This window comes from Kineococcus anabasis, assembly GCF_054590795.1.
Genome location: NZ_BAAIHU010000008.1, coordinates 186,602 through 205,665, shown reverse-complemented (window position 1 = coordinate 205,665; position 19,064 = coordinate 186,602). Strand labels below are relative to the sequence as shown.

Below are 19,064 nucleotides of genomic sequence, written 5' to 3'. Positions count from 1 at the left end.
CTGCGGCTGCTGCTCGTCGACGACCACCCGGTCGTGCGCGACGGGCTGCGCGGGATGCTGTCGGCGGAGCCGGGGTTCGAGGTCGTCGGGGAGGCGGCCGACGGCGCGGAGGCGGTCGCGCAGGTGGACGCCCTCGCCCCGGACGTGGTGCTGATGGACCTGCGGATGCCGCGGATGGGCGGGGTGGAGGCCCTGCGGGTGCTCGCCGGCCGGCCCCGCAGGACCGCGGTGCTCGTGCTGACGACGTACGACACCGACGACGACGTGGCCTCCGCGATCGCGGCGGGCGCCACCGGGTACCTGCTGAAGGACGTGCCGCGCGCCGACCTCGTCCGCGCGGTGCGCGCCGCCGCCCGGGGGCAGTCCACCCTGGCGCCCCCGGTGGCCACGCGGCTGCTCGGGCGGATGCGCGGCCCGGTGCCGGAGCCGCTGTCGGGGCGGGAGGTGGAGGTGCTGCGCCTGGTCGCGGACGGCTGCACGAACCGGGAGGCGGCGCGGCGCCTCAGCATCAGCGAGGCCACCGTGAAGACGCACCTGGTGCACGTGTACGGCAAGCTCGGGGTGGGGGACCGGGCCGCGGCCGTGGCGGCCGGCTACGAGCGGGGGCTGCTCGCCGCGCGGGAGCCCCGGACCTGACCGGGCGGCGCACCCGGGCGGACCGCCCGGCCGGGCGCGGTGCGCTCAGCCGCGGGTGTCGTCCACGGTCCCCAGCGCGTCGGCGACCTCGGCCAGGACGTCCCCGGGGACGGCGGGGCGCGCGGGAGGCAGGGTGCCCGGCGCGGGCTGCCCGCTCGCCCCGGGCACGCGGCGGGCCAGGGGCGCCCGCCGCGAGCCGTCCAGGTCGATCACCCGGGGCTGGAACCCCTCAGCAGCGGACACGTCGGCTCCTCCCGCACACCACGCGCACCCCTCGGTACGCCGGGTGCATGGTGCACCGGCCGCGTCGCGAAGGGAAGCGGGACCGCGCAGCGAAGGGAAGCGGGACCGCGCAGCGAGGGGAGCGGGCCCGCGCCGTCAGGTGAGGGGGTGGCGGGCGCCGGGCGCCAGCAGGGCCTGCTCCGCCACGGGAGCCGGCCGGGCCAGGTGGAAACCCTGGCCGTAGCGCACCCCCAGCTCGCGCAGCGTGTCCAGCTCCGCGGGGGTCTCCACGCCCTCCGCGACGAGCCGGGCGCCCAGCTCGTCCGCGAACAGCACCATGGCGCGGGCCAGGGCACGGCGGCTGAGGTCGGTGTCGATGCCGCGCACCAGGCCCACGTCCAGCTTGATGACCTGCGGGGAGACGGTCAGCACGTGCTGCAGGCTGGCGAAGCCGGAGCCCGCGTCGTCCACGGCCACCGCCACGCCGAGCTTGGCGAGGCGGTCCAGCGCCGCCAGCAGCGGCGGGTAGTCCGCGACCGCGACGTGCTCGGTGATCTCCACGACGATCCGCCCGCGCTGGGTCGCCGCCAGCCGGCGCAGCAGCCGCTCGTCCAGCACCGTGGCGGGGCTGGCGTTGACGGACAGGTAGACCTCCGGCGGCAGGCTCGGCAGCGCCCGCAGGGCGGCGTCGATCGCGGCCAGCTCCAGGTCGGTGCCGCGGCCGACCCGGTGCGCGGCCTCGAAGACGTCCGCGGGGCTGCCGCCCTGCCAGCCGGGGAAGCGGGAGAGCGCCTCGACGCCGGCGACCAGCCCGGTGCGCAGGTCGACGATGGGCTGCACGACGGAGCGCAGCCCGCCGGGGGCGAGGCAGGCGGCGACGGCGGACTCCCGCCGGCGGCGCTCGCCCTCGTGCCGCTGGTGGCGGGCGAGCTGGTCGCCGACGAGGTCGGCCAGCGCGCGCAGGAAGCCGAGGTCGGCGGGGACGAGGGGCTCGGCCGCGGGGGAGATCGTGCAGAGGGTGCCGTAGAGGTCCCCGCCGGGCGTGCACAGGGGCACGCCCGCGTAGGAGCCGATGTCCAGGCCGAGGCGGCGGTTCTGCGCGGAGGCGAAGGGGTCGGCGTCCGCGTCGGGGATGAGCCCGGTGATGCGCCCGTCGAGCACGGCCTGGCAGTAGGTGTTCTCCAGGGGCACGGCCTGCCCGACGGCGAGGCCGAAGGCGTCGGCGTCCCCGGCCAGCCGGTCGTAGCGCTGCACGCCGTCGCCGACGCGGGAGACGATGGCGAGCTTCATGCCGAGGTGGCTGCGGGCCACGTCGAGGATCCGGTCGACGGCGCGCATCGGGTCCTCGTCCTGCACGGCGTCGCGCAGGACGGCCGTGGTGGTGGCGGGGGGCTGCTCCTGCAGGCGCCGGCCGAGCTCGCTGGCGGTGCGCTGGGCGCGCAGGCCGGTGACGGTCTGCGCGGCCTGGCGGGCGAGCGCGGCGGCGACGACCTCGTGGTCGTCGGTGAAGGCGGTCCCGGCGGGGGCGGTGAGGCACAGGACGCCGAGGACGTGGCCGTCGCTGACGATCGGCGCCCCGAGGATCCCGCCCGTGGTGGAGCCGCGGGGACCGCGGCGGACGAGGCAGTGGGCGCGGAGCACGTCCTGCACGGTGGGGTCGGCTAGGGGGACGGGCACGACGGGGTTGCCGGCGGCTCCCGCGGAGGCGCTGTGGGTGACGCCCGTGGGGCCCACCAGCAGGGCCGTCCCGCCGGCCGCCCCGGTGCTGCGGACGGCGACGTCGGCGGTCCGCCGGAGCACGGAGGCCTCGTCGGTGTGGTCGCCGATGCGGACGAGATCCTCGATGGCGTCCGTGAGCGCAGTCATGCGGTCCCCCTTGTCCAACACACTGAGTCACAGTATGTGCACAGTACGTGTCGACAGGATCGCGTGAGAGCGCATTCCGTTACGCCGTCCGGGGCACCTCCCGCTCGGCGAACGCCGCCTCGACCACCCGCGCCCGCAGGTCCTCGATCGTGGCGACCTGCCGCTCCGCCGTGCGCGCCAGCTCCTCCAGCGTCGCCACCGGCAGCCGCGGGTCCGTGCGCGCCAGCACCAGCAGCGTCCGCCACCCCGCCCACTTGCCGTGCACCCCGAGCAGCAGGGCCTCCAGCTCCAGGAAGTCGCTCAGCGGCGCGCGCGCCACCACCCGGCCGTTCGGCTTCAGGCGGCTCACCCGCTCCCCCAGCCACGCCGTCGCCACCTTCGCCCGGTGCACCGGCGCCCCGGTGGCCCGCATGAGCTGCCGCAGCGTGCGCCGCTCGTCGCCCACCTCCCGCGCCAGCTCCGCCAGCACCGCCCGCACCTGGGGGTCCCGGTGCACCGTCGAGGCCCGCCGCAGCAGCGCCAGCCCGGCCGCCGCCCCGGCGTAGTGGTCGTTCAGGTAGATCGCCAGCGGGTCCGTCCGCGACGTCACGGCTGCAGCACCACCTTGATGCAGCCGTCCTCCTTCTTCTGGAAGGTCTCGTACATCGCCGGCGCCTCCTCCAGCGGCACCCGGTGCGTGGCGAGGTCCAGCGTGCCGAGGGGGTCCGCCGGGTCCTCCACCAGCGGCAGCAGCTCGTCGATCCAGCGCCGCACGTTGCACTGGCCCATCCGCAGCTGCACCTGCTTGTCGAACAGCGTCATCATCGGCATCGGGTCGGCCTCCCCGCCGTACACGCCGGACAGGGACACCGTCCCGCCGCGCCGCACCGCGTCGATCGCGGTGTGCAGGGCCGTCAGCCGGTCCACCCCCGCCGTCGAGATCGCCTTGCGCGCGATCGCGTCCGGCAGCAGGCCCGCCGCCTTCTGCGCGAACTTCCCCACCGGCGAGGCGTGCGCCTCCATGCCCACCGCGTCGACGACGGAGTCCGGGCCGCGCCCGTCCGTCAGCTCCCGCAGCACGTCCGCCACGTCGTCGGAGAGGTCGAGCACCTCGACGCCGTGCCGCTCGGCCATCACCCGCCGCTCCGGCACAGGGTCCACCGCGACGACCCGCAGCCCGAGGTGGCGGCCGATCCGGGCGCACATCTGCCCCACCGGGCCGAGCCCCAGCACCGCCAGGGTCCCGCCCGCCGGCACGTCGGCGTACGCCACCGCCTGCCAGGCGGTCGGGACCACGTCGGAGAGGAACAGGTAGCGCTCGTCCGGCAGGTCCGTGCCGACCTTGATCGGCCCGTAGTCCGCGTGCGGCACCCGCAGCAGCTCGGCCTGCCCGCCGGGCACCGAGCCGTACAGCTCCGAGTACCCGAACAGCGCCGCACCCGAGCCCTGCGCGCGCACCTGCGTCGTCTCGCACTGCGACTGCAGCCCGCGGGAGCACATGAAGCACCGCCCGCAGGAGATGTTGAAGGGGACGACCACCCGGTCCCCCACCCGCAGGTTCCCCACGGCCGGGCCCACGGCCTCCACGATCCCCATCGGCTCGTGGCCGACGACGTCGCCCTTCGCCATGAAGGGACCCAGCACCTCGTACAGGTGCAGGTCGGAGCCGCAGATGGCCGTGGAGGTGATGCGCACCACCGCGTCGGTGGGCTCGACGACGCGCGGGTCCGGTACCTCCCGCACCTCCACCGAGCGGGTGCCCTGCCACGTCACTGCGCGCATCGTTCCTCCAGGTCGGGTCCGGGTGGTCGTTCCGCGGCGCTCGGCTCAGCCGCGGTTGAGCTTGTCCTTCACGACCGCGGTGACCTTCTCCACGGTGTTGCTCTTGTCCGTGGTGCCGTAGAAGCGCGGGTCGGGACGGGTCACGTCGCCCAGCGGCACGCCCTGGTTCGGCTCCGGCAGGTACTCGAAGCGCGCGCCCTCCGGGTCGTCCGGGATGGGCCCGTTCGCCCACGAGCCCTCGGCGACGTCCGCGCCGTTCGAGAAGTTGATGAACTGCCGGCCGGCGTCCAGGTACTTCTTGTCGCGCGGGAACTTGTCCGGCACCGGCATGCCCTCCAGGCCCTCGGCCTGCAGCTCCATCGCGGCGGCCGTCCACTGCCGCTGGTGCATGGTGTCGCGCTCGATGAGGAACGAGAGCATGTCCCGCACGCCCTTGTCGTTCGTCATGTGCCACAGCCTCGCCACCTGCAGGCGGCCCTGCAGCTCGGCGTTGGCGTTGGCGGTGAAGTCGGCCAGCAGGTTGCCGCTGGCGGTGATGTAGGAGCCCTGCCACGCGTTGCCGTTGGAGTCCACGGGGCGCGCACCGGCCCCGGCGACGATCGCGTGCTGCACGTCCATGCCGCCGACGACCGCGGCCACGGTCGGGTCGTTCTGCACGGCGTCCTCGACGATGCCGACGGGCGCCTTCTCCAGCAGCCGGGCGATCATGATGGCGAGCATCTCGACGTGGCCGAACTCCTCCGTCGCGATGCTGTAGAGCAGGTCCCGGTACTTGCCCGGGATGTGGACGTTCCAGGCCTGGAAGCCGTACTGCATGGCGACGGTGATCTCGCCGTACTGCCCGCCGAGCGCCTCCTGGAGCTTGCGGGCGTAGATGGCGTCGGGCTGGTCGGGCTTCGCCTCGTGCTGGAGCTCCTGGCGGTGGAAGAACACGCGTACCTCCGGTGGTCTGCTGCGGGTACCGCGCCCCGCTCGCCGGGGCGCCGTGCTGGTCTCGATCTGGTTGAACGTCGCTGCACCGGCGCCCTACCCGCCCCGCCGGTGTTCACACCCGGACCGCGGCAGTTCACAGGCTCCGGTGCCCCCCGGCCGCCGGGCCCCGGTGGTTTGATGCGGCCCATGCCCGTCGACGTCGCCGGTCCCGCCGTCCCGTCCCTCCCGCCCGTGCACCGCCGGGTGCCGCCGGAGTGGGCGCCACACGCCCGCACCTGGCTGGCGTGGCCGACGGCGGACGGCACGTTCGGCGCCGCCGGCGGCGAGCGGCTGGCCGCCGCGCGCGAGGCGTGGGCGGCGCTGGCCTGCGCCGTGGCCCACCACGAGCCCGTGACGGTCCTGGCCCGCGCCGGCGAGGGCGCCGCCGCGCGGGCCGCAGTGCGCTGCCGCGCGGAGGTGGCCGAGGTGGCCGAGGTCCCCCCGGGCGGGGTGTGGCTGCGCGAGAGCGGCCCGGTGTTCGTGCGCGGGGCCGACGGCACCGCCGCCGCGGTCGGCCGGGCGGCCCCGGAGCGCGACCGGCTCCTCGCCCGGCGCGTGGCGGAGCTGGCGCGGGTGCCGCTCGTGGAGTCCTCCCTCGTGCCGGCGGCCGGGGGCGCGGTGCGCGTGGACGGGCAGGGCACCGCGCTGGTGCCGGAGGCGGTGCTGCCGGACCCGGGCCGCGACCCCGGCCCGGCCCGCGCGGAGGCGGAGGCGGAGCTGCGGCGCACCCTGGGCGTCGAGCGCACGGTGTGGCTGCCGCGGGGGGCGGGCGCCGGCGCGCACGGGCCCGCGGACGTCGCGGCCTTCGCCCGGCCCGGGCTGGTCCTGGCGCACGTGCAGCCGGACCCGCGGCACCCCGACCACGAGGTCTGCGCGGAGACCGTGCGGCTGCTGCGGGCCTCGGAGGACGCGCGCGGGCGGCGGCTGGAGGTCGTGGAGGTGCCGGCGCCGGAGGTGGACGGGGAGCTCGCGGGCGCCACCTACCTGGGCTTCTACCTGGTCAACGGGGCGGTGCTGCTGGGCGGGGTGGGCGGTGTGCGGGAGGCGGAGGTGGTGGCGCTGTTCCGCCGGGTGTTCCCGGAGCGGGCGGTGGACGTGGTGGACGCGCGGGCGGTCCTCGCCGCGGGTGGCGGGGTGCACCGGGCCGTCCAGCCGCAGCTCGCCCCCTGACCCGCGAGATTCCACAAGACTTCTTGTGCAACATTCGTCGTGCTCCTAGCGTGGCGGCATGCCCGAACCCCGGCGCACCGTCGCGCACGTCCGCGACCCCGCCACCATGCGCGCCCTCGCCCACCCCACCCGCCTGCGCCTCCTCGGCGAGCTGCGCACCTCCGGCCCCCGCACCGTCGGCCAGCTCTGCGCCGTCCTCGACGAGGCCCCCGGCTCCGTCAGCTACCACGTCGGCAAGCTCGCCGCCGCCGGCCTCGTCGAGCAGGCACCCCACCTCGCCCGCGACCGCCGCGAGCGCTGGTGGCGCGCCGCCCACGACGTCTCCTCCTGGGAACCGCCCGAGGAGTACGCCGGCCCCGGGCACGCCACCGCCTACCGCGAGCTGCAGCGCACCGTCCAGCAGGGCCTCGCCGCCGAGCACGCCCGCTATCTCGACGCCGAGGCGTCACTGCCCCGCGAGTGGGTCGAGGCCGCCGTCAGCGGTGACCTCGTCCTGCACCTGAGAGCCCCCGAGCTCGCCGAGCTCAGCGCCGAGCTCGAGGCCCTCGCCGAGCGCTGGCACCTGCGCAGCGACCCCGGCCGCGAGGACGCCGCACCCACCTGGTTCGTGTACTCCACCTTCCGGAAGCCCGCGTGAGCGCCCCCGCGGGAACCGCCAGCGCCGCCGCCCAGCGCAGCCGCCGCCCCCTCGCCGGGCTCCTCACCGCCCACGGCATCTCCACCGGCGGCAACGCCGTCACCCTCGTCGCCGTCCCCCTGCACGTCCTGCAGACCACCGGCTCCGCGGCCCTCACCGGCCTCGCCGCGTTCTGCGCCACCGTGCCCGTCGTCGTCGGCGGCACCCTCGGCGGCGTCCTCGCCGACCGCGTCGGCCACCGCCGCACCAGCATCGCCGCCGACCTCACCAGCGCCGCCGCCATCGGCGCCGTCCCCCTGCTGCACGTCACCACCGGCCTGCCCCTGTGGGCGCTGCTCGCCCTCGTCGCCCTCGCCGGCCTCCTCGACGTCCCCGGACAGGCCTCCCGCTACGCGCTCCTGCCCGAGCTGGCGGCCACCGCCGGCACCCCCGTGGGCCGCGCCACCGGGCTCATCGCGAGCGCCGACCGCGGCTCCCGCATGCTCGGCGCCCCCCTCGGCGGGCTCCTCGTCGCCACCGCCGGCGCCCCCTGGGCCCTGGCCGCCGACGCCGCCACCTTCCTCGTCTCGGCCCTCCTCGTCGCCCGGTGCGTCCCCCGCAGCGCCCCCCACGACGTCCCCGGCGCGCGGGCCGCCTCCGACGGGGACGGGAAGGGCGCCGGCTGGCTGCGGGACCTGCGCGACGGCCTCGGCACCGTCCTCGGCAGGCCCCTGCTGCGCGCCCTGCTGCTCCTCGTGCTGCTCGCCAACGTCCTCGACTCCGCCGAGCTCGGCGTGCTCCTGCCCGTGCACAGCACCCGCGTCCTCGGCGACCCCGCCGCCACCGGCCTGCTCCTCGGGGTGTTCAGCGGCGGCGCGCTCCTCGGCAGCCTCGCCTGGGCCGCCGTCGGGCACCGCCTGCCCCGGCGGGCCGTCTTCACCGCCGCCTACCTCGTCTGCGGCGCCCCGCCGTTCCTCGCCCTCGCCCTCGCCCCGCCCCTGCCGGTGCTGCTCGCGGTCTTCGCCGCCGCCGGGCTCGCGGCCGGGTCCATCAACCCGATCATCGACGCGGTGCTGCTGGAGCGGACCCCCGTGCACGCCCGCGCCCGCGTCCTCGGCCTCGTCGCCGCCCTCGCCTGGCTCGGGACGCCCCTCGGGCCGCTGCTGGCCGGGCTCGCCGTGGACGCCGCCGGGCTGCGCCCCACCCTGCTCGTCGCGGGCGGCCTGTACCTCCTGCTCACCCTCGCCCCCCTGCGCGGCGGGCCCTGGCGGGAGCTCGGCACACCCCCCACCCGGCCCGGCACCCCCTGAGCGGCCCGGCGGGCCTCAGGCCCCGCCGGGCACCGCCCCGTACCAGCGCCAGCGCTGCAGGCGCTCCCGGCCGGGCTGCTCCGTGCGGCCCGTCGCCCACAGCAGGTCCCGCCACGGGTCCTCCAGGCGCTCCACGTGCGGGAACAGCCGCCGCAGGACCCGCTCGCAGGCCGCGGGGTCCGGCTCCCAGCGCCGGTCCAGGGCCAGGGCCACGTCGTGCACGTGCACCGCCGTCTCCACGAAGCCCATCGCCGCGAAACCGGGCCCGTCCGACAGCCCCGACGGGTGGTACGCCCGCCGCCCCGCCGGCACCGAGCGCGCCGCCGCCGCCAGCAGGGCGCCCGCCGACTCCAGCACGTCCAGCAGCCCCGCCGGCCCCGCCGTCCGCTCCACGTGCAGCATCACCGCCGGACCCCCCGTGCGGTCCGCCCCGTACTGCACCGGCAGGTACTCCCCCGCCGGCGGCCGGCGCGGACCCAGCTGCAGGGCGTAGGCCAGCAGGTCGTCCACGACGTGCTCACCCACCTCCCAGCACGACCAGCGCGAGCCCGCGGCCGGCCGGTCCCACTCCTCCTCCGCGGTGTCCCGCAGCGCGTCCGCGGCGGCGGCCACCACGGCCAGCAGGTCACCGGCCAGGTCCGCGGTCGGCTCACCCGTCACGTCACCGGCAGGAGGCAGCATCCGGGCATGGTAGGCACCCGCCCACACGTGGCCCCGTTCCCCTGCCGTGGTTACGGTGGGTCGATGCAGACCTCACCCGGGACGGTGGAGGAGGCCGTGCGCCGGGCGGACCGGATCGCCACGGAGGTCGCCGCGCCGCTGGCCGCCCACACCGACGCCGGGAACTGGCCCGTGGAGGTGCTGCAGGCACTGCAGGAGGCCGGGCTCGGCGGCCTCGCCGCCCCCGTGCACGTCGGCGGCTCCGGTCTCGGCCTGCGCGCCCTCGCCGGCGTCAGCGAGGTCCTCGGCACCGCCTGCGCCTCCAGCGGCCTCTGCTTCGGGATGCACGTCGTCGCCACCGCCGTCATCGCCGCCAAGGCCACCGACACCCAGGTCAAGGAGTACCTCTCCCCCATCGCGGCCGGCGAGCACCTCACCACCCTCGCCCTGTCCGAGCCCGGCACCGGCGCGCAGTTCTGGCTGCCCCAGACCCAGATCCGGCGCACCGAGGACGGCTACACCGTCGACGGGGAGAAGAGCTTCGTCACCAACGGCGGCCGGGCCGACTCCTACGTCCTGTCCACCGTGGCCGCCGACGAGGACGCCCCCTCCGGGCAGTTCTCCTGCGTCGTCGTCCCCGGCGACGCCCCCGGCCTGGAGTGGGTCGGCGGCTGGGACGGGATCGGCATGCGCGGCAACTCCTCCCGCCGGGCGCGCCTGGACGCCGTGCACGTGCCCCACGACGGCCTGCTCGGCGCCGAGGGCGACCAGATCTGGTACGTCTTCGAGGTCGTCGCCCCCTACTTCCTCGTCGCCATGGCCGGCACCTACCTCGGGGTCGCGCAGGCCGCGCTGGCCGAGGCGGGCCGGCACCTCAGGTCCCGCCGGCACGCCCACTCCGGCCGCTCCCTCGCCGCCGAGCCGGTCCTGCAGCACCGGCTCGGGCAGCTGTGGGCGCAGGTGCAGCGGACCCGGTCGCTGGTGCGCTGGGCCGCCACCGAGGCCGACACCGGCGGGCCCGACGCCCTGCCCGGCCTGTGCGCCGCCAAGGCCGAGGTCGCCGACTGCGCCGTGCAGGTCGCCAACGAGGCGATGACCCTCGTCGGGGGCATCGGCTACCGCGACCGCTCCCCGCTGGAGCGGCACCTGCGCGACGCCCGCGCCGCGCACGTCATGAGCCCCACCACCGACATCCTCCGCACCTGGACGGGCCGGGCGCTGCTGGACGTGCCCCTGCTCGCCGACTGAGCGGGCGCTCCGTGGTCCTGGACGTCGCGCTCGTCGGCCTCACCCCCGCGGACCTCCCGCTGCCCCCGGAGGTCGCCGTCCGCGACGGGCACGGCACGGACACCGGCGCCGCCCTCCGCGCGCTCGACGCCGGCACCGCCCTCGACGTCCTCGACGCGGTGGTCGTCGGCCCCGCCGGCGGCTCCCAAGTCACGGCGGTGCAGCACGTGCACGCCCTCGCCCCGGAGGCGTCCCTGGTCGTGCTGCTGCCGCCGGGGGACCCCGCCGGGGTCCGCCGGGCGCTGCGCTACTCCCCCGGCGTGCCCGCGGAGATCGAGCTCGTCGAGGGCACCGGGCCCGACGCCGCCCACCGCGTCGTCGAGGCCGCGCAGCACGCCGCCCTGCGCCGGCGGCACCGCACCCTGCTCGCCGCCGTCGCCGCGCAGCCCCGGCGCCCCACCCCCGCACCCTCGGCGGGCACCCCCCTCGGGGCCCTCCTCGACCACGCCCCGCTCGGCGTCCTCGTCATCGACCCCGACGGGCTCCTGCTGTCCTGGAACCGGCGCGCCGCGGGGCTGCTGCGGATCGGCCGCTGGGAGACCGGCACCCCCCTGACCGGCTACCTCGCCGACCCCGACGCCGCCCGGGACGCGCTGGCCCGCATCCGCGCCGGGGAGGTGTCGGTCCCGCCCCGCCCCGTCGCGCCCCTGCGCCGCGCCGACCTGGAGGACGACGTCGCGCTGGAGCTCAGCGCCGTCGCGACCCGCCTCGACGACGGCCGCCCCGCCGTGCTCGTGCTGCTCGTCGACGTCACCGGCCGCCGCGCCGCCGAGGCCGCGCGCGACCTGCTCTCCGCGCGCCTGCTGGTGGTGCGGCGCTCCCAGGAGTTCCTGCTGCGCGCCTCCGACGTCCTGGCCACCGTCTCCGGCTACGAGGACACCCTGGAGCAGCTCGCCAGGGTGTCGGTGCCCACGCTGGGGGACCTGTGCCTCATCGACGTGCTCGACGACGACCGGCGGCTGCGCCGCGTCGCCGTCGCCGCCGCCGACGAGGCCCACGCCCCCCTGGCCCGGGAGCTGAAGGAGCGCTACGCGCCGCGCGCGGACAGCACCCACCCCGCGGCGACCGCGCTGGTCGGGCACACGCGCTGGTCGGCGACCGTGACCCCCGACTGGCTGCGCCGGCAGGCCCGCGACGAGCGGCACCTGCAGATCCTCGAGCAGCTCGGCGTGAGCGGCTACATCACGGTGCCCCTCGTCGCCGACGGGGAGGTCCTCGGCACCGTCTCGGTGGTGCTCACCGGCACCGCCCGGCGGTTCGGGCCCGACGACGTGGCCCTCGCCGAGGAGCTCGCCGGGCGCGTGGCGCGGGTCGTGGCCAAGGAACGCCGCTACGACCAGGAGCACCGCATCGCCGAGGCGCTGCAGCGCAGCATGCTGACCCGGCTGCCGCGGCTGCCCGGCCTGGAGCTCGCCTCGCGCTACGTCCCCGCGCGGCAGGGCACCCACGTCGGCGGTGACTGGTACGACGCGTTCGCCTTCCCCGGCGAGGACCCCGTCGTCGTCATCGGCGACGTCGTCGGGCACGACCTGGAGGCCTCCGCCCGGATGGGCGCGCTGCGCAACGCCCTGCGCGGCCTGGCCCACGGCCGCAGCGGCGGGGCGGCCGCGGTGCTCACGGCGCTGGACGCGCTGACCACCGGCCTGGGGGTGGCCGACCTGGCGTCGGTGCTCTACGGCGTGCTGGAGCCGGGGCCCGGCGGGGGGCGCCGGCTGCGCTGGTCCAACGCCGGCCACCTGCCGCCGCTGCTGCTGGTGCCCGGGGCCGCCGCCCGCTTCCTGGAGCACGAGGCGGACCCGCTGGTCGGCGCCGGCCACCTCGGTGCCCGCTCCGAGCACGTCGTGGACGTCCCGCCGGGCGCCACGGTGCTGCTGTACACCGACGGGCTCGTGGAGGACCGGGCCGAGCAGCTGGAGCGGGGCCCCGGCGTGCTGGCCGACCTGGCGACGCGGCTGTCCGGGGCACCGCTGGAGGAGCTGTGCGACGCGGCGCTCGGCGAGCTGGGCCGCGACTCCGAGGACGACATCGCCCTGCTGGCCGTGCGGGTCCTGCCCGCGGGCTGAGGAGGGCCCCAGCCCTGGAGGGGGACGTTCTGCGCGCGACACGCCGGTGTCGCGCGACCGGACGTCCCCGCGAACGGGCGGCCGCGCCTCGCCGGGGACGTCGTGCGGCGCGACACCGGCGTGTCCGGCGCCGAACGTCCCCGCGAACGGCCGCGCCTCAGCCCTGCTGCGCCTCCGGCTGCTGCGCCCACCAGCGCAGCAGCTCCTCCGTCGCCGCCGCCGCGCCCAGCGGGCCGCGCTCCATCCGCACCCCCAGCAGGTGCTTGTACGCCCGCCCCACCACCGGCCCGGGGCGCAACCCCAGCAGCTCCATGATCTGCGTGCCGTCGAGGTCGGGCCGGACCGCGTCCAGCTCCTCCTCCCGCCGCAGCCGGTCGATGCGCTGCTCCAGGTCGTCGTACGCCGCGGCCAGCCGCTGCGCCTTGCGCTGGTTGCGGGTCGTGCAGTCGCTGCGCGTCAGCTTGTGCAGGCGCGTCAGCAGCGGCCCCGCGTCCGTCACGTAGCGGCGCACCGCCGAGTCCGTCCACTCCCCGTCGCCGTAGCCGTGGAAGCGCAGGTGCAGCTCCGTCAGGCGCGCCACCGCCTTGATCGTGTCCTTGTCGAAGCGCAGCGCCCGCAGCCTGCGGGCCACGAGCTTGGCCCCCACCACCTCGTGGTGGTGGAAGCTCACCCCGCCCGCCGGCTCGAAGCGCCGCGTCGCCGGCTTGCCGATGTCGTGCAGCAGCGCCGCCAGCCGCAGCACCAGGTCCGGGCCCGGCACCGGCCCCTCCGGGCCGTCCTCCAGGTCCATCGCCTGCCGCAGCACCGTCAGGGAGTGCTCGTAGACGTCCTTGTGGCGGTGGTGCTCGTCGATCTCCAGCCGCAGCGCGGGCAGCTCCGGCAGCACGTGGTCCGCCAGGCCCGTGTCCACCAGCAGCCGCAGGCCGGCCACCGGGTCGGCCGCCACGAGCAGCTTCTCCAGCTCCGTGCGCACCCGCTCCGCCGAGACGATCGTGATGCGCTCGGCCATGCCCGTCATCGCCGCCACGACCTCCGGCGCGACCCGCAGGCCCAGCTGCGCGGCGAAGCGCGCCGCCCGCATCATCCGCAGGGGGTCGTCGGAGAAGGACTCCTGCGGCGTCCCGGGCGTGCGCAGCAGCCCCGCCGCGAGGTCCCGCAGCCCGTCGTGGGGGTCGGCGAACTCCAGCGACGGCAGCCGCAGCGCCATCGCGTTGACCGTGAAGTCCCGCCGCGACAGGTCCGGTACGAGGTCGCTGCCGTAGGACACCTCGGGCTTGCGGGAGGACGCGTCGTAGCTCTCCGAGCGGTACGTCGTCACCTCCACGACGACGTCGAGGCCGCCGAGCCGCTTGCGCGCGCCGATCGTGCCGAAGTCGCGGCCGATCTCCCAGTGCGCGTCGCCCCACCGCGCCAGCAGCGCCGCCGTGGCGTCGGGGTGGGCGTCGGTGGTGAAGTCCAGGTCCGCCGAGGTGCGGCCCAGGAAGGCGTCCCGCACCGGCCCGCCCACCAGCGCCAGCTCGTGCCCGGCGCGCTCGAAGACGCGGCCGAGGTCCGTGAGCACCGGCATGACGGGCTCCAGCGCCGCCACGGCGCGGCGGCGGGCATCGTCCAGGACCGCCTGCAGGGCGTGCTGGCCGGACGGGACACCGGGCTGCGGGGCGGGAGCCGCGTCGGTCGGGGATTCGGGGGACGGCACGGGGTCCAAGGGTGCCAGAGTCGCGGGCACCCCCGCGGAGGCCGCGATCCGGGACCGTGCCGCGGGACCGTGCCGCGGGACCGTGCTGCGGGACCGTGTTCCGCGATCGGGGCCCGCGTGCGGGAGTGGTGGCCCGGGGTCGCCCCCCGGCGTGGTTACAGTGAGGCGGTGGTCAGGCCTGCGCGGGAGCCGCGGCGACGGCTGCCCACCGTGCAGGAGACCTCCGCCGGTGGGCTGGTCGTCGACGTGGACGCCCCCGTGCCGCGCGCCGCGGTGATCTGCCGCCTCAACCGGGCCGGGCGCCTGGAGTGGTGCCTGCCCAAGGGCCACCTGGAGGGTGCGGAGACGCCCCAGGAGGCCGCGGTGCGGGAGATCGAGGAGGAGACCGGCATCCGCGGCCGGATCATCGACTCCCTGGGCCACATCGACTACTGGTTCTCCGCCGAGGGCCGCCGCATCCACAAGGTCGTGCACCTCTACCTGCTGGTCGCCACCGGGGGGGACCTCACCGTCGAGGGCGACCCGGACCACGAGGCGGTGGACGTGGCGTGGGTGCCGCTGCCCGAGCTGAGCAACCGCCTGGCCTTCCCCAACGAGCGCAGGATGGCCGAGGCCGCCGCCTCCCGGCTCGTCGGCAGCGCGTGAGGGCAGGGCCCGGCACCCGCAGGGGCGTGGCCGCCGGCCTCGTCCTGGCCGCGGTGGCCGCGGGCGGCCCGGCGCTCGCCGCGGCAACGCCCACGGCCCGCCCCGGCACCTCCTCCCGCAGCACCGCCGCGCGCGCCACCCTGCCCGTGGAGGTGCGGCCGGTGTCCGTGCAGCCCGCCGCCTACGTGCCCGCGGGCGCGGCGCCCGCCGGTGCGCAGCCCACCGGCTCGACCGTGACCGTGCGGGGCACGGTGCGCAACACCGGCACCGAGCCGGTGGAGGACGTGACGGTGCACCTGCGCGTGCAGCGCGCCGCCCTGCGCACCCGCGAGGCCGTCGACGACTGGGCCGACGCGGCCCCCACCGCCGCCCTGGGCGGCGGCTTCCGGTCCGTCGCGCAGGTCCCCGCGGGCAGCCTGCCCGGTGGGTCGCGCCGGGAGCCCGCCGTGCTGGTCCCCGGCACCCTCGCGCCCGGGGAGGAGGCCCCGTTCACCCTCACCGCCGACGCCGCCGACCTCGGCACCGCGCCCGGTGCCCACGCCACCGCCGTGGAGGTGCGCTCCGGCACGCGGCGCGCCGGGATCGCCCGCACCTACCTCACCGCCGCCCCGGCGACCACCGTGCAGGGCACCCGCATCTCGCTGCTCACGCCGCTGGTCGCGCCCCGGCCGCTGGACCGCGCCGAGCCCGCCGACGGCCTCGCGGACGCCGCGGACCTCGCCGCGCAGGTGCGCGGCGGCGCCCTGGGCAACACCCTCGCCGCCACCGCCGACCGGCGCGTCTCCTGGGTGCTGGACCCGGCGCTGCTGCGCTCCGCGCAGGCCGCCGCGCAGGAGGGCGCGGACGGCCCGGACGGGCGGGCCGCCGCCGACTGGCTGGCGGCGGTGCGCGCCGGCGCCACCGGCCGCGACGTCCTCGCCCTGCCCTGGGCCGACCCCGACCTCGCCGCCCTGGCCCGCGCCGGCGACGGCGCCGCCCTGCTGGAGGCCGCCGGGCGGGCCGGGTCCGAGGCCGCCGAACTGCTCGGCGAGCCCGTCCTGGACGACGTGGCCTGGCCCGCGGGGGGCGCGGCCGACGCCCGCACCGCCGCGTTCGCCGCCGCCGGCGGAGCGAGGGCCGTGGTGCTCGACAGGGCCTCCGCGCCCGTCGAAGCCGACCTGACCTACACCCCCACGGGCCGCAGCGACGTGCGCACCCGCGAGGGCACCCTCGACGCCCTCGTCGCCGACGCCGAGCTGTCCGCCGCGCTGGCCGGCACCGCGCAGGAGGACTCCGGCACCCTCGCCGTGCAGCGCTTCCTCGCCGAGGCGGCCACGGTGACCCTGGAGCGGCCCAACGACACCCGCAGCCTGCTGGCCGTCGCACCCCGCGGCTGGAACCCGTCCCCCGCGGCCGTCACCGCCCTCCTCGCGGCCCTCGACGCCTCGCCGTGGGCCGAGGTGCAGCCCCTGTCGGACCTGCTGGCCACCGAGGCGCCCGGCGGGGCGCACGGCCCGCCGGGGGAGAAGGTGGAGGACCCCACCCGGCGGCTGCCCGGCGCGCACCTGCAGGCGCTGGCCACCACCCGCCGCCGCCTCGACGGTCTCGCCGCCGCCCTGCAGGGCCCCGCGCCGCAGGTGCAGGACCGGCAGCGGGCGGCCCTCGCCCTGGCGTCGGTGGCGTGGCGCGGGCGCGGCGAGGACCTGGTGGAGTCCCGCACCCGGCTGGACGCGGCGGTGCGGGACCTGCTCGCCGCGGTGCGCATCGCCCCGGGCAGCGACCGCAACCTGGCCGCCACCCACGCCGAGCTGCCCCTGACCGTGGTCAACGAGCTGCCCGTGCCGGTGACGGTGGAGCTGACGATGCGCCCGCGCACCGCCCGGCTGCGGCTGGCGGACCGCTCCCGCACCCTGACGCTGCAACCGCGCAGCCAGCAGCGGGTGGGCGTGCCCGTGGAGGCCGTCGCCAACGGCCGGGTCGTCGTGGACGCGGAGCTGCGGACCCCGGACGGCACCGCCCTCGGGGCGCGCGCACCCATCACCGTGAACATCAGCATGGGGTTGGAGACGTGGATCCTCGGTGGCGTCGCGGGCGGCGCGGGCCTGCTGCTGGCCGTGGGCCTGGTGCGGGCGGTGCGCCGGGGGCACCGCCGGATGGACGAGGTGGAGGTCGTGGTGCCCGCGGACGGCGCGGGGACGGACGACGCGGGCACCCCGGGGGCGGCTGACGGCGCGGGCGCGCAGGGACCGGTCCGCACGTCCTGACCCGCGGACCGCCGATCCGTGAGGCCGACCGGCGGACCCCCGGCCCGGCTCAGCGGCGCACGCGGCGCAGCAGCGGGGTGACCAGGTCGGTCAGCTCGTGCACCCGCATCAGGCGGCACAGCGCCGTGAACACCACCAGCAGCAGCACCCCGCACACCCCGGTCACCACCACGGCCAGCGGCCACCCGGGCAGGGCCGGGCCGAGCAGCGCCCCCAGGCCCCGCGTGGCCCCCCAGGTCACCGCACCGGAGACCACCGCGATGACCGCCAGCCGCACCGCCGTGCGCAGCAGCCGGTGCCCGTCGATCCCGCCGCCGTCCAGCGAGCGCAGCCGGCGGCGCAGCAGCACCAGCGACAGCGCGCACACCACGACGTTCGAGACGGACATCGCCACGCCGATCCCCACGACCTGCCAGCGCGGCGCCACCGACAGCAGCAGCAGCACGTTGGCCGCCGTGACGACCACCGCGCCCACCACCTGCACCAGGAACGGGGTGCGGGCGTCCTCGTAGGCGTAGAACACCCGCTGCACCAGGTACGTCACCCCGAACGGGACCAGCCCGGCCGCCATCGCCACGACCACCTCGCCCACCCAGCGCCCACCGGCCCCGAACAGGGTCACGCCGATCCAGGGCCCCAGCACGGCGAGCGCCACCGCCGCGAGGGTGCCCGCCGCCGCGACCGTCCGGGCGCCGGAGGAGAAGTCGCGCCGCACCGCGGCCGTGCCCGAGTCGGCGGCCGCGCGGCTGATCCGCGTGAACAGCGCCGTCACCAGCGACACCGCCACGATCGAGTGCGGCAGCATGAACAGCAGGTAGGCGTACGTGTAGGTCGGCCCCGTCGCCCCGTCCAGGCCCGCCCGCTCCAGCGCGTTCCCGGCGCTCGTCATGACCCGCGACGTGAGCAGGTACGCGAGCTGGCCCACGGCGATCCCCGCGAACGTCCAGCCCGCCACCCTCCCCGCGGTGCGCAGGCCCATCCCCCGGAAGCCCCACCGCGGCCGGTACCGGAACCCCGCCCGGTGCAGCGGCACCAGCAGCACCAGCGCCTGGGCCGCCACCCCCAGGGTGTGCCCGCCCGCCAGCAGCGCCACCATGCCCGGCGTCCACCCGGCCGGCCGCAGCAGCTCCGCGCCCGGGTACAGCACGAGGAACACCACGACCGCCGCGATCGCCACCACGTTGTTCAGCGCCGGCGCCCACATGTACGCCCCGAAGCGGCCGTGCGCGTTGAGCACCTGCCCCAGCACCGTGTACAGCCCGTAGAAGAAGACCTGCGGCAGGCACCAGAACGCCATGAGCGTGGCCAGCGCCAGCCAGTCCGCCGCCCAGCCGCCGGAGTACGCCCGCACCACCAGCGGCGCCGCGAGCGTCAGCGCGAGCGTCGTCCCGCCCATGACGAGCAGCGCCAGGGTGATGAGCCGGTCCAGGTAGTCCCGCCCGCCGTCCGGCATCCGGAACGAGCGCATGATCTGCGGCACGAGGACCGCGTTGAGCACCCCGCCCGCGAGCAGCATGTAGAAGACGTTCGGCGCCTTGTTGGCCAGGTCGAACGTCTGCGCACCGATCTGCGTGGAGACGCCGAGGGCCGCGGCCAAGGCCGCCACCCGCCCGAACCCCAGCACCCGCGACACGAGCGTCCCGCTCGCCATCAGGGCGCTGGAGCGCGCCAGGGACTCCCGCCCGTCCGCTCCGTCCGCCACGGCGTCCCCCTCCGGTCGGGCGGCCTGCGGCCGGCTCTGCGTGCGGGGCTCCCCTGCGCTGCTCACGCCCCGATGGTCGCCGATCCCGCGGGCCCCGCGCGCCCGGCCCCGTCCCCGGCCCGTGGACGTCCCGTGCAGGGTGCACCCGGCCCGCCGTCCGGCCGGGCCGCGAGGGCGCGGCGCGCACCCGTCCGGCGCAGCCCCGCCCCTAGCAT

16 protein-coding genes are annotated in these 19,064 nt (G+C 77.4%); 8 read left to right on the top strand and 8 right to left on the bottom strand.

The genetic code is table 11. The features are described 5' to 3' along the window. Positions 1-54 precede the first annotated feature (54 nt). A complete protein-coding gene (locus ACYQBY_RS14495) occupies positions 55-636 on the top strand; it encodes a response regulator (protein WP_459644604.1) in 582 nt (193 codons plus the stop codon). A 45-nt stretch (positions 637-681) separates the two neighbouring features. Here the strand turns inward: ACYQBY_RS14495 and ACYQBY_RS14490 are convergent, their stop codons facing one another. The 5 genes from ACYQBY_RS14490 to ACYQBY_RS14470 all read right to left on the bottom strand — a co-directional run bounded on the left by ACYQBY_RS14490 (position 682) and on the right by ACYQBY_RS14470 (position 5,418). After that, entirely contained in the window at positions 682-879 is a 198-nt protein-coding gene (locus ACYQBY_RS14490; RefSeq protein WP_459644573.1) for a hypothetical protein, read from the bottom strand. A gap of 135 nt (positions 880-1,014) precedes the next feature. Then, positions 1,015-2,724 (bottom strand): EAL domain-containing protein, encoded by a 1,710-nt coding sequence (locus ACYQBY_RS14485; RefSeq protein WP_459644572.1) that lies wholly within the window; start codon positions 2,722-2,724, stop codon positions 1,015-1,017. A gap of 79 nt (positions 2,725-2,803) precedes the next feature. Beyond that, on the bottom strand, positions 2,804-3,313 hold the full coding sequence (locus tag ACYQBY_RS14480) for a hypothetical protein (RefSeq protein ID WP_459644571.1): 510 nt from the start codon (positions 3,311-3,313) through the stop codon (positions 2,804-2,806). Then, positions 3,310-4,485 carry a zinc-dependent alcohol dehydrogenase gene (locus ACYQBY_RS14475; protein WP_459644570.1) on the bottom strand — a complete coding sequence of 392 codons (1,176 nt, stop codon included), beginning with the start codon at positions 4,483-4,485 and terminating at the stop codon, positions 3,310-3,312. Before ACYQBY_RS14475 ends, ACYQBY_RS14480 begins: the two co-directional genes overlap by 4 nt. A gap of 45 nt (positions 4,486-4,530) precedes the next feature. Next, on the bottom strand, positions 4,531-5,418 hold the full coding sequence (locus ACYQBY_RS14470) for a manganese catalase (RefSeq protein ID WP_459644569.1): 888 nt from the start codon (positions 5,416-5,418) through the stop codon (positions 4,531-4,533). 186 nt (positions 5,419-5,604) lie between these two features. On the opposite strand from ACYQBY_RS14470, the gene ACYQBY_RS14465 reads away from it, so the two are divergent. The 3 genes from ACYQBY_RS14465 to ACYQBY_RS14455 are packed head-to-tail and all read left to right on the top strand — an operon-like array spanning position 5,605 to position 8,553. After that, entirely contained in the window at positions 5,605-6,627 is a 1,023-nt protein-coding gene (locus ACYQBY_RS14465; RefSeq protein ID WP_459644568.1) for an agmatine deiminase family protein, read from the top strand. A gap of 58 nt (positions 6,628-6,685) precedes the next feature. After that, positions 6,686-7,264 carry an ArsR/SmtB family transcription factor gene (locus ACYQBY_RS14460; RefSeq protein ID WP_459644567.1) on the top strand — a complete coding sequence of 193 codons (579 nt, stop codon included), beginning with the start codon at positions 6,686-6,688 and terminating at the stop codon, positions 7,262-7,264. Next, positions 7,261-8,553 (top strand): MFS transporter, encoded by a 1,293-nt coding sequence (locus ACYQBY_RS14455; protein WP_459644566.1) that lies wholly within the window; start codon positions 7,261-7,263, stop codon positions 8,551-8,553. Before ACYQBY_RS14460 ends, ACYQBY_RS14455 begins: the two co-directional genes overlap by 4 nt. A gap of 15 nt (positions 8,554-8,568) precedes the next feature. On the opposite strand, the gene ACYQBY_RS14450 is transcribed toward ACYQBY_RS14455, so the two are convergent. Then, on the bottom strand, positions 8,569-9,234 hold the full coding sequence (locus tag ACYQBY_RS14450) for a maleylpyruvate isomerase N-terminal domain-containing protein (protein ID WP_459644565.1): 666 nt from the start codon (positions 9,232-9,234) through the stop codon (positions 8,569-8,571). A gap of 63 nt (positions 9,235-9,297) precedes the next feature. Between ACYQBY_RS14450 and ACYQBY_RS14445 the strand changes: the two genes are divergently transcribed. After that, entirely contained in the window at positions 9,298-10,461 is a 1,164-nt protein-coding gene (locus tag ACYQBY_RS14445; RefSeq protein ID WP_459644564.1) for an acyl-CoA dehydrogenase family protein, read from the top strand. A gap of 11 nt (positions 10,462-10,472) precedes the next feature. Continuing rightward, positions 10,473-12,563 carry a SpoIIE family protein phosphatase gene (locus tag ACYQBY_RS14440; protein ID WP_459644563.1) on the top strand — a complete coding sequence of 697 codons (2,091 nt, stop codon included), beginning with the start codon at positions 10,473-10,475 and terminating at the stop codon, positions 12,561-12,563. Between the two features lie 157 nt (positions 12,564-12,720). Here the strand turns inward: ACYQBY_RS14440 and ACYQBY_RS14435 are convergent, their stop codons facing one another. Beyond that, a complete protein-coding gene (locus ACYQBY_RS14435) occupies positions 12,721-14,259 on the bottom strand; it encodes a CCA tRNA nucleotidyltransferase (protein WP_459644562.1) in 1,539 nt (512 codons plus the stop codon). Between the two features lie 168 nt (positions 14,260-14,427). Between ACYQBY_RS14435 and ACYQBY_RS14430 the strand changes: the two genes are divergently transcribed. Beyond that, on the top strand, positions 14,428-14,904 hold the full coding sequence (locus ACYQBY_RS14430) for an NUDIX hydrolase (protein WP_459644561.1): 477 nt from the start codon (positions 14,428-14,430) through the stop codon (positions 14,902-14,904). A 26-nt stretch (positions 14,905-14,930) separates the two neighbouring features. Further along, positions 14,931-17,147: a DUF6049 family protein gene (locus tag ACYQBY_RS14425; protein WP_459644560.1), complete on the top strand. Its 2,217-nt coding sequence runs from the start codon at positions 14,931-14,933 to the stop codon at positions 17,145-17,147. Positions 17,148-17,196: 49 nt separating this feature from the next. On the opposite strand, the gene murJ is transcribed toward ACYQBY_RS14425, so the two are convergent. After that, positions 17,197-18,915 (bottom strand): murein biosynthesis integral membrane protein MurJ, encoded by a 1,719-nt coding sequence (murJ, locus tag ACYQBY_RS14420; protein WP_459644559.1) that lies wholly within the window; start codon positions 18,913-18,915, stop codon positions 17,197-17,199. Between the last annotated feature and the right edge of the window lie 149 nt (positions 18,916-19,064).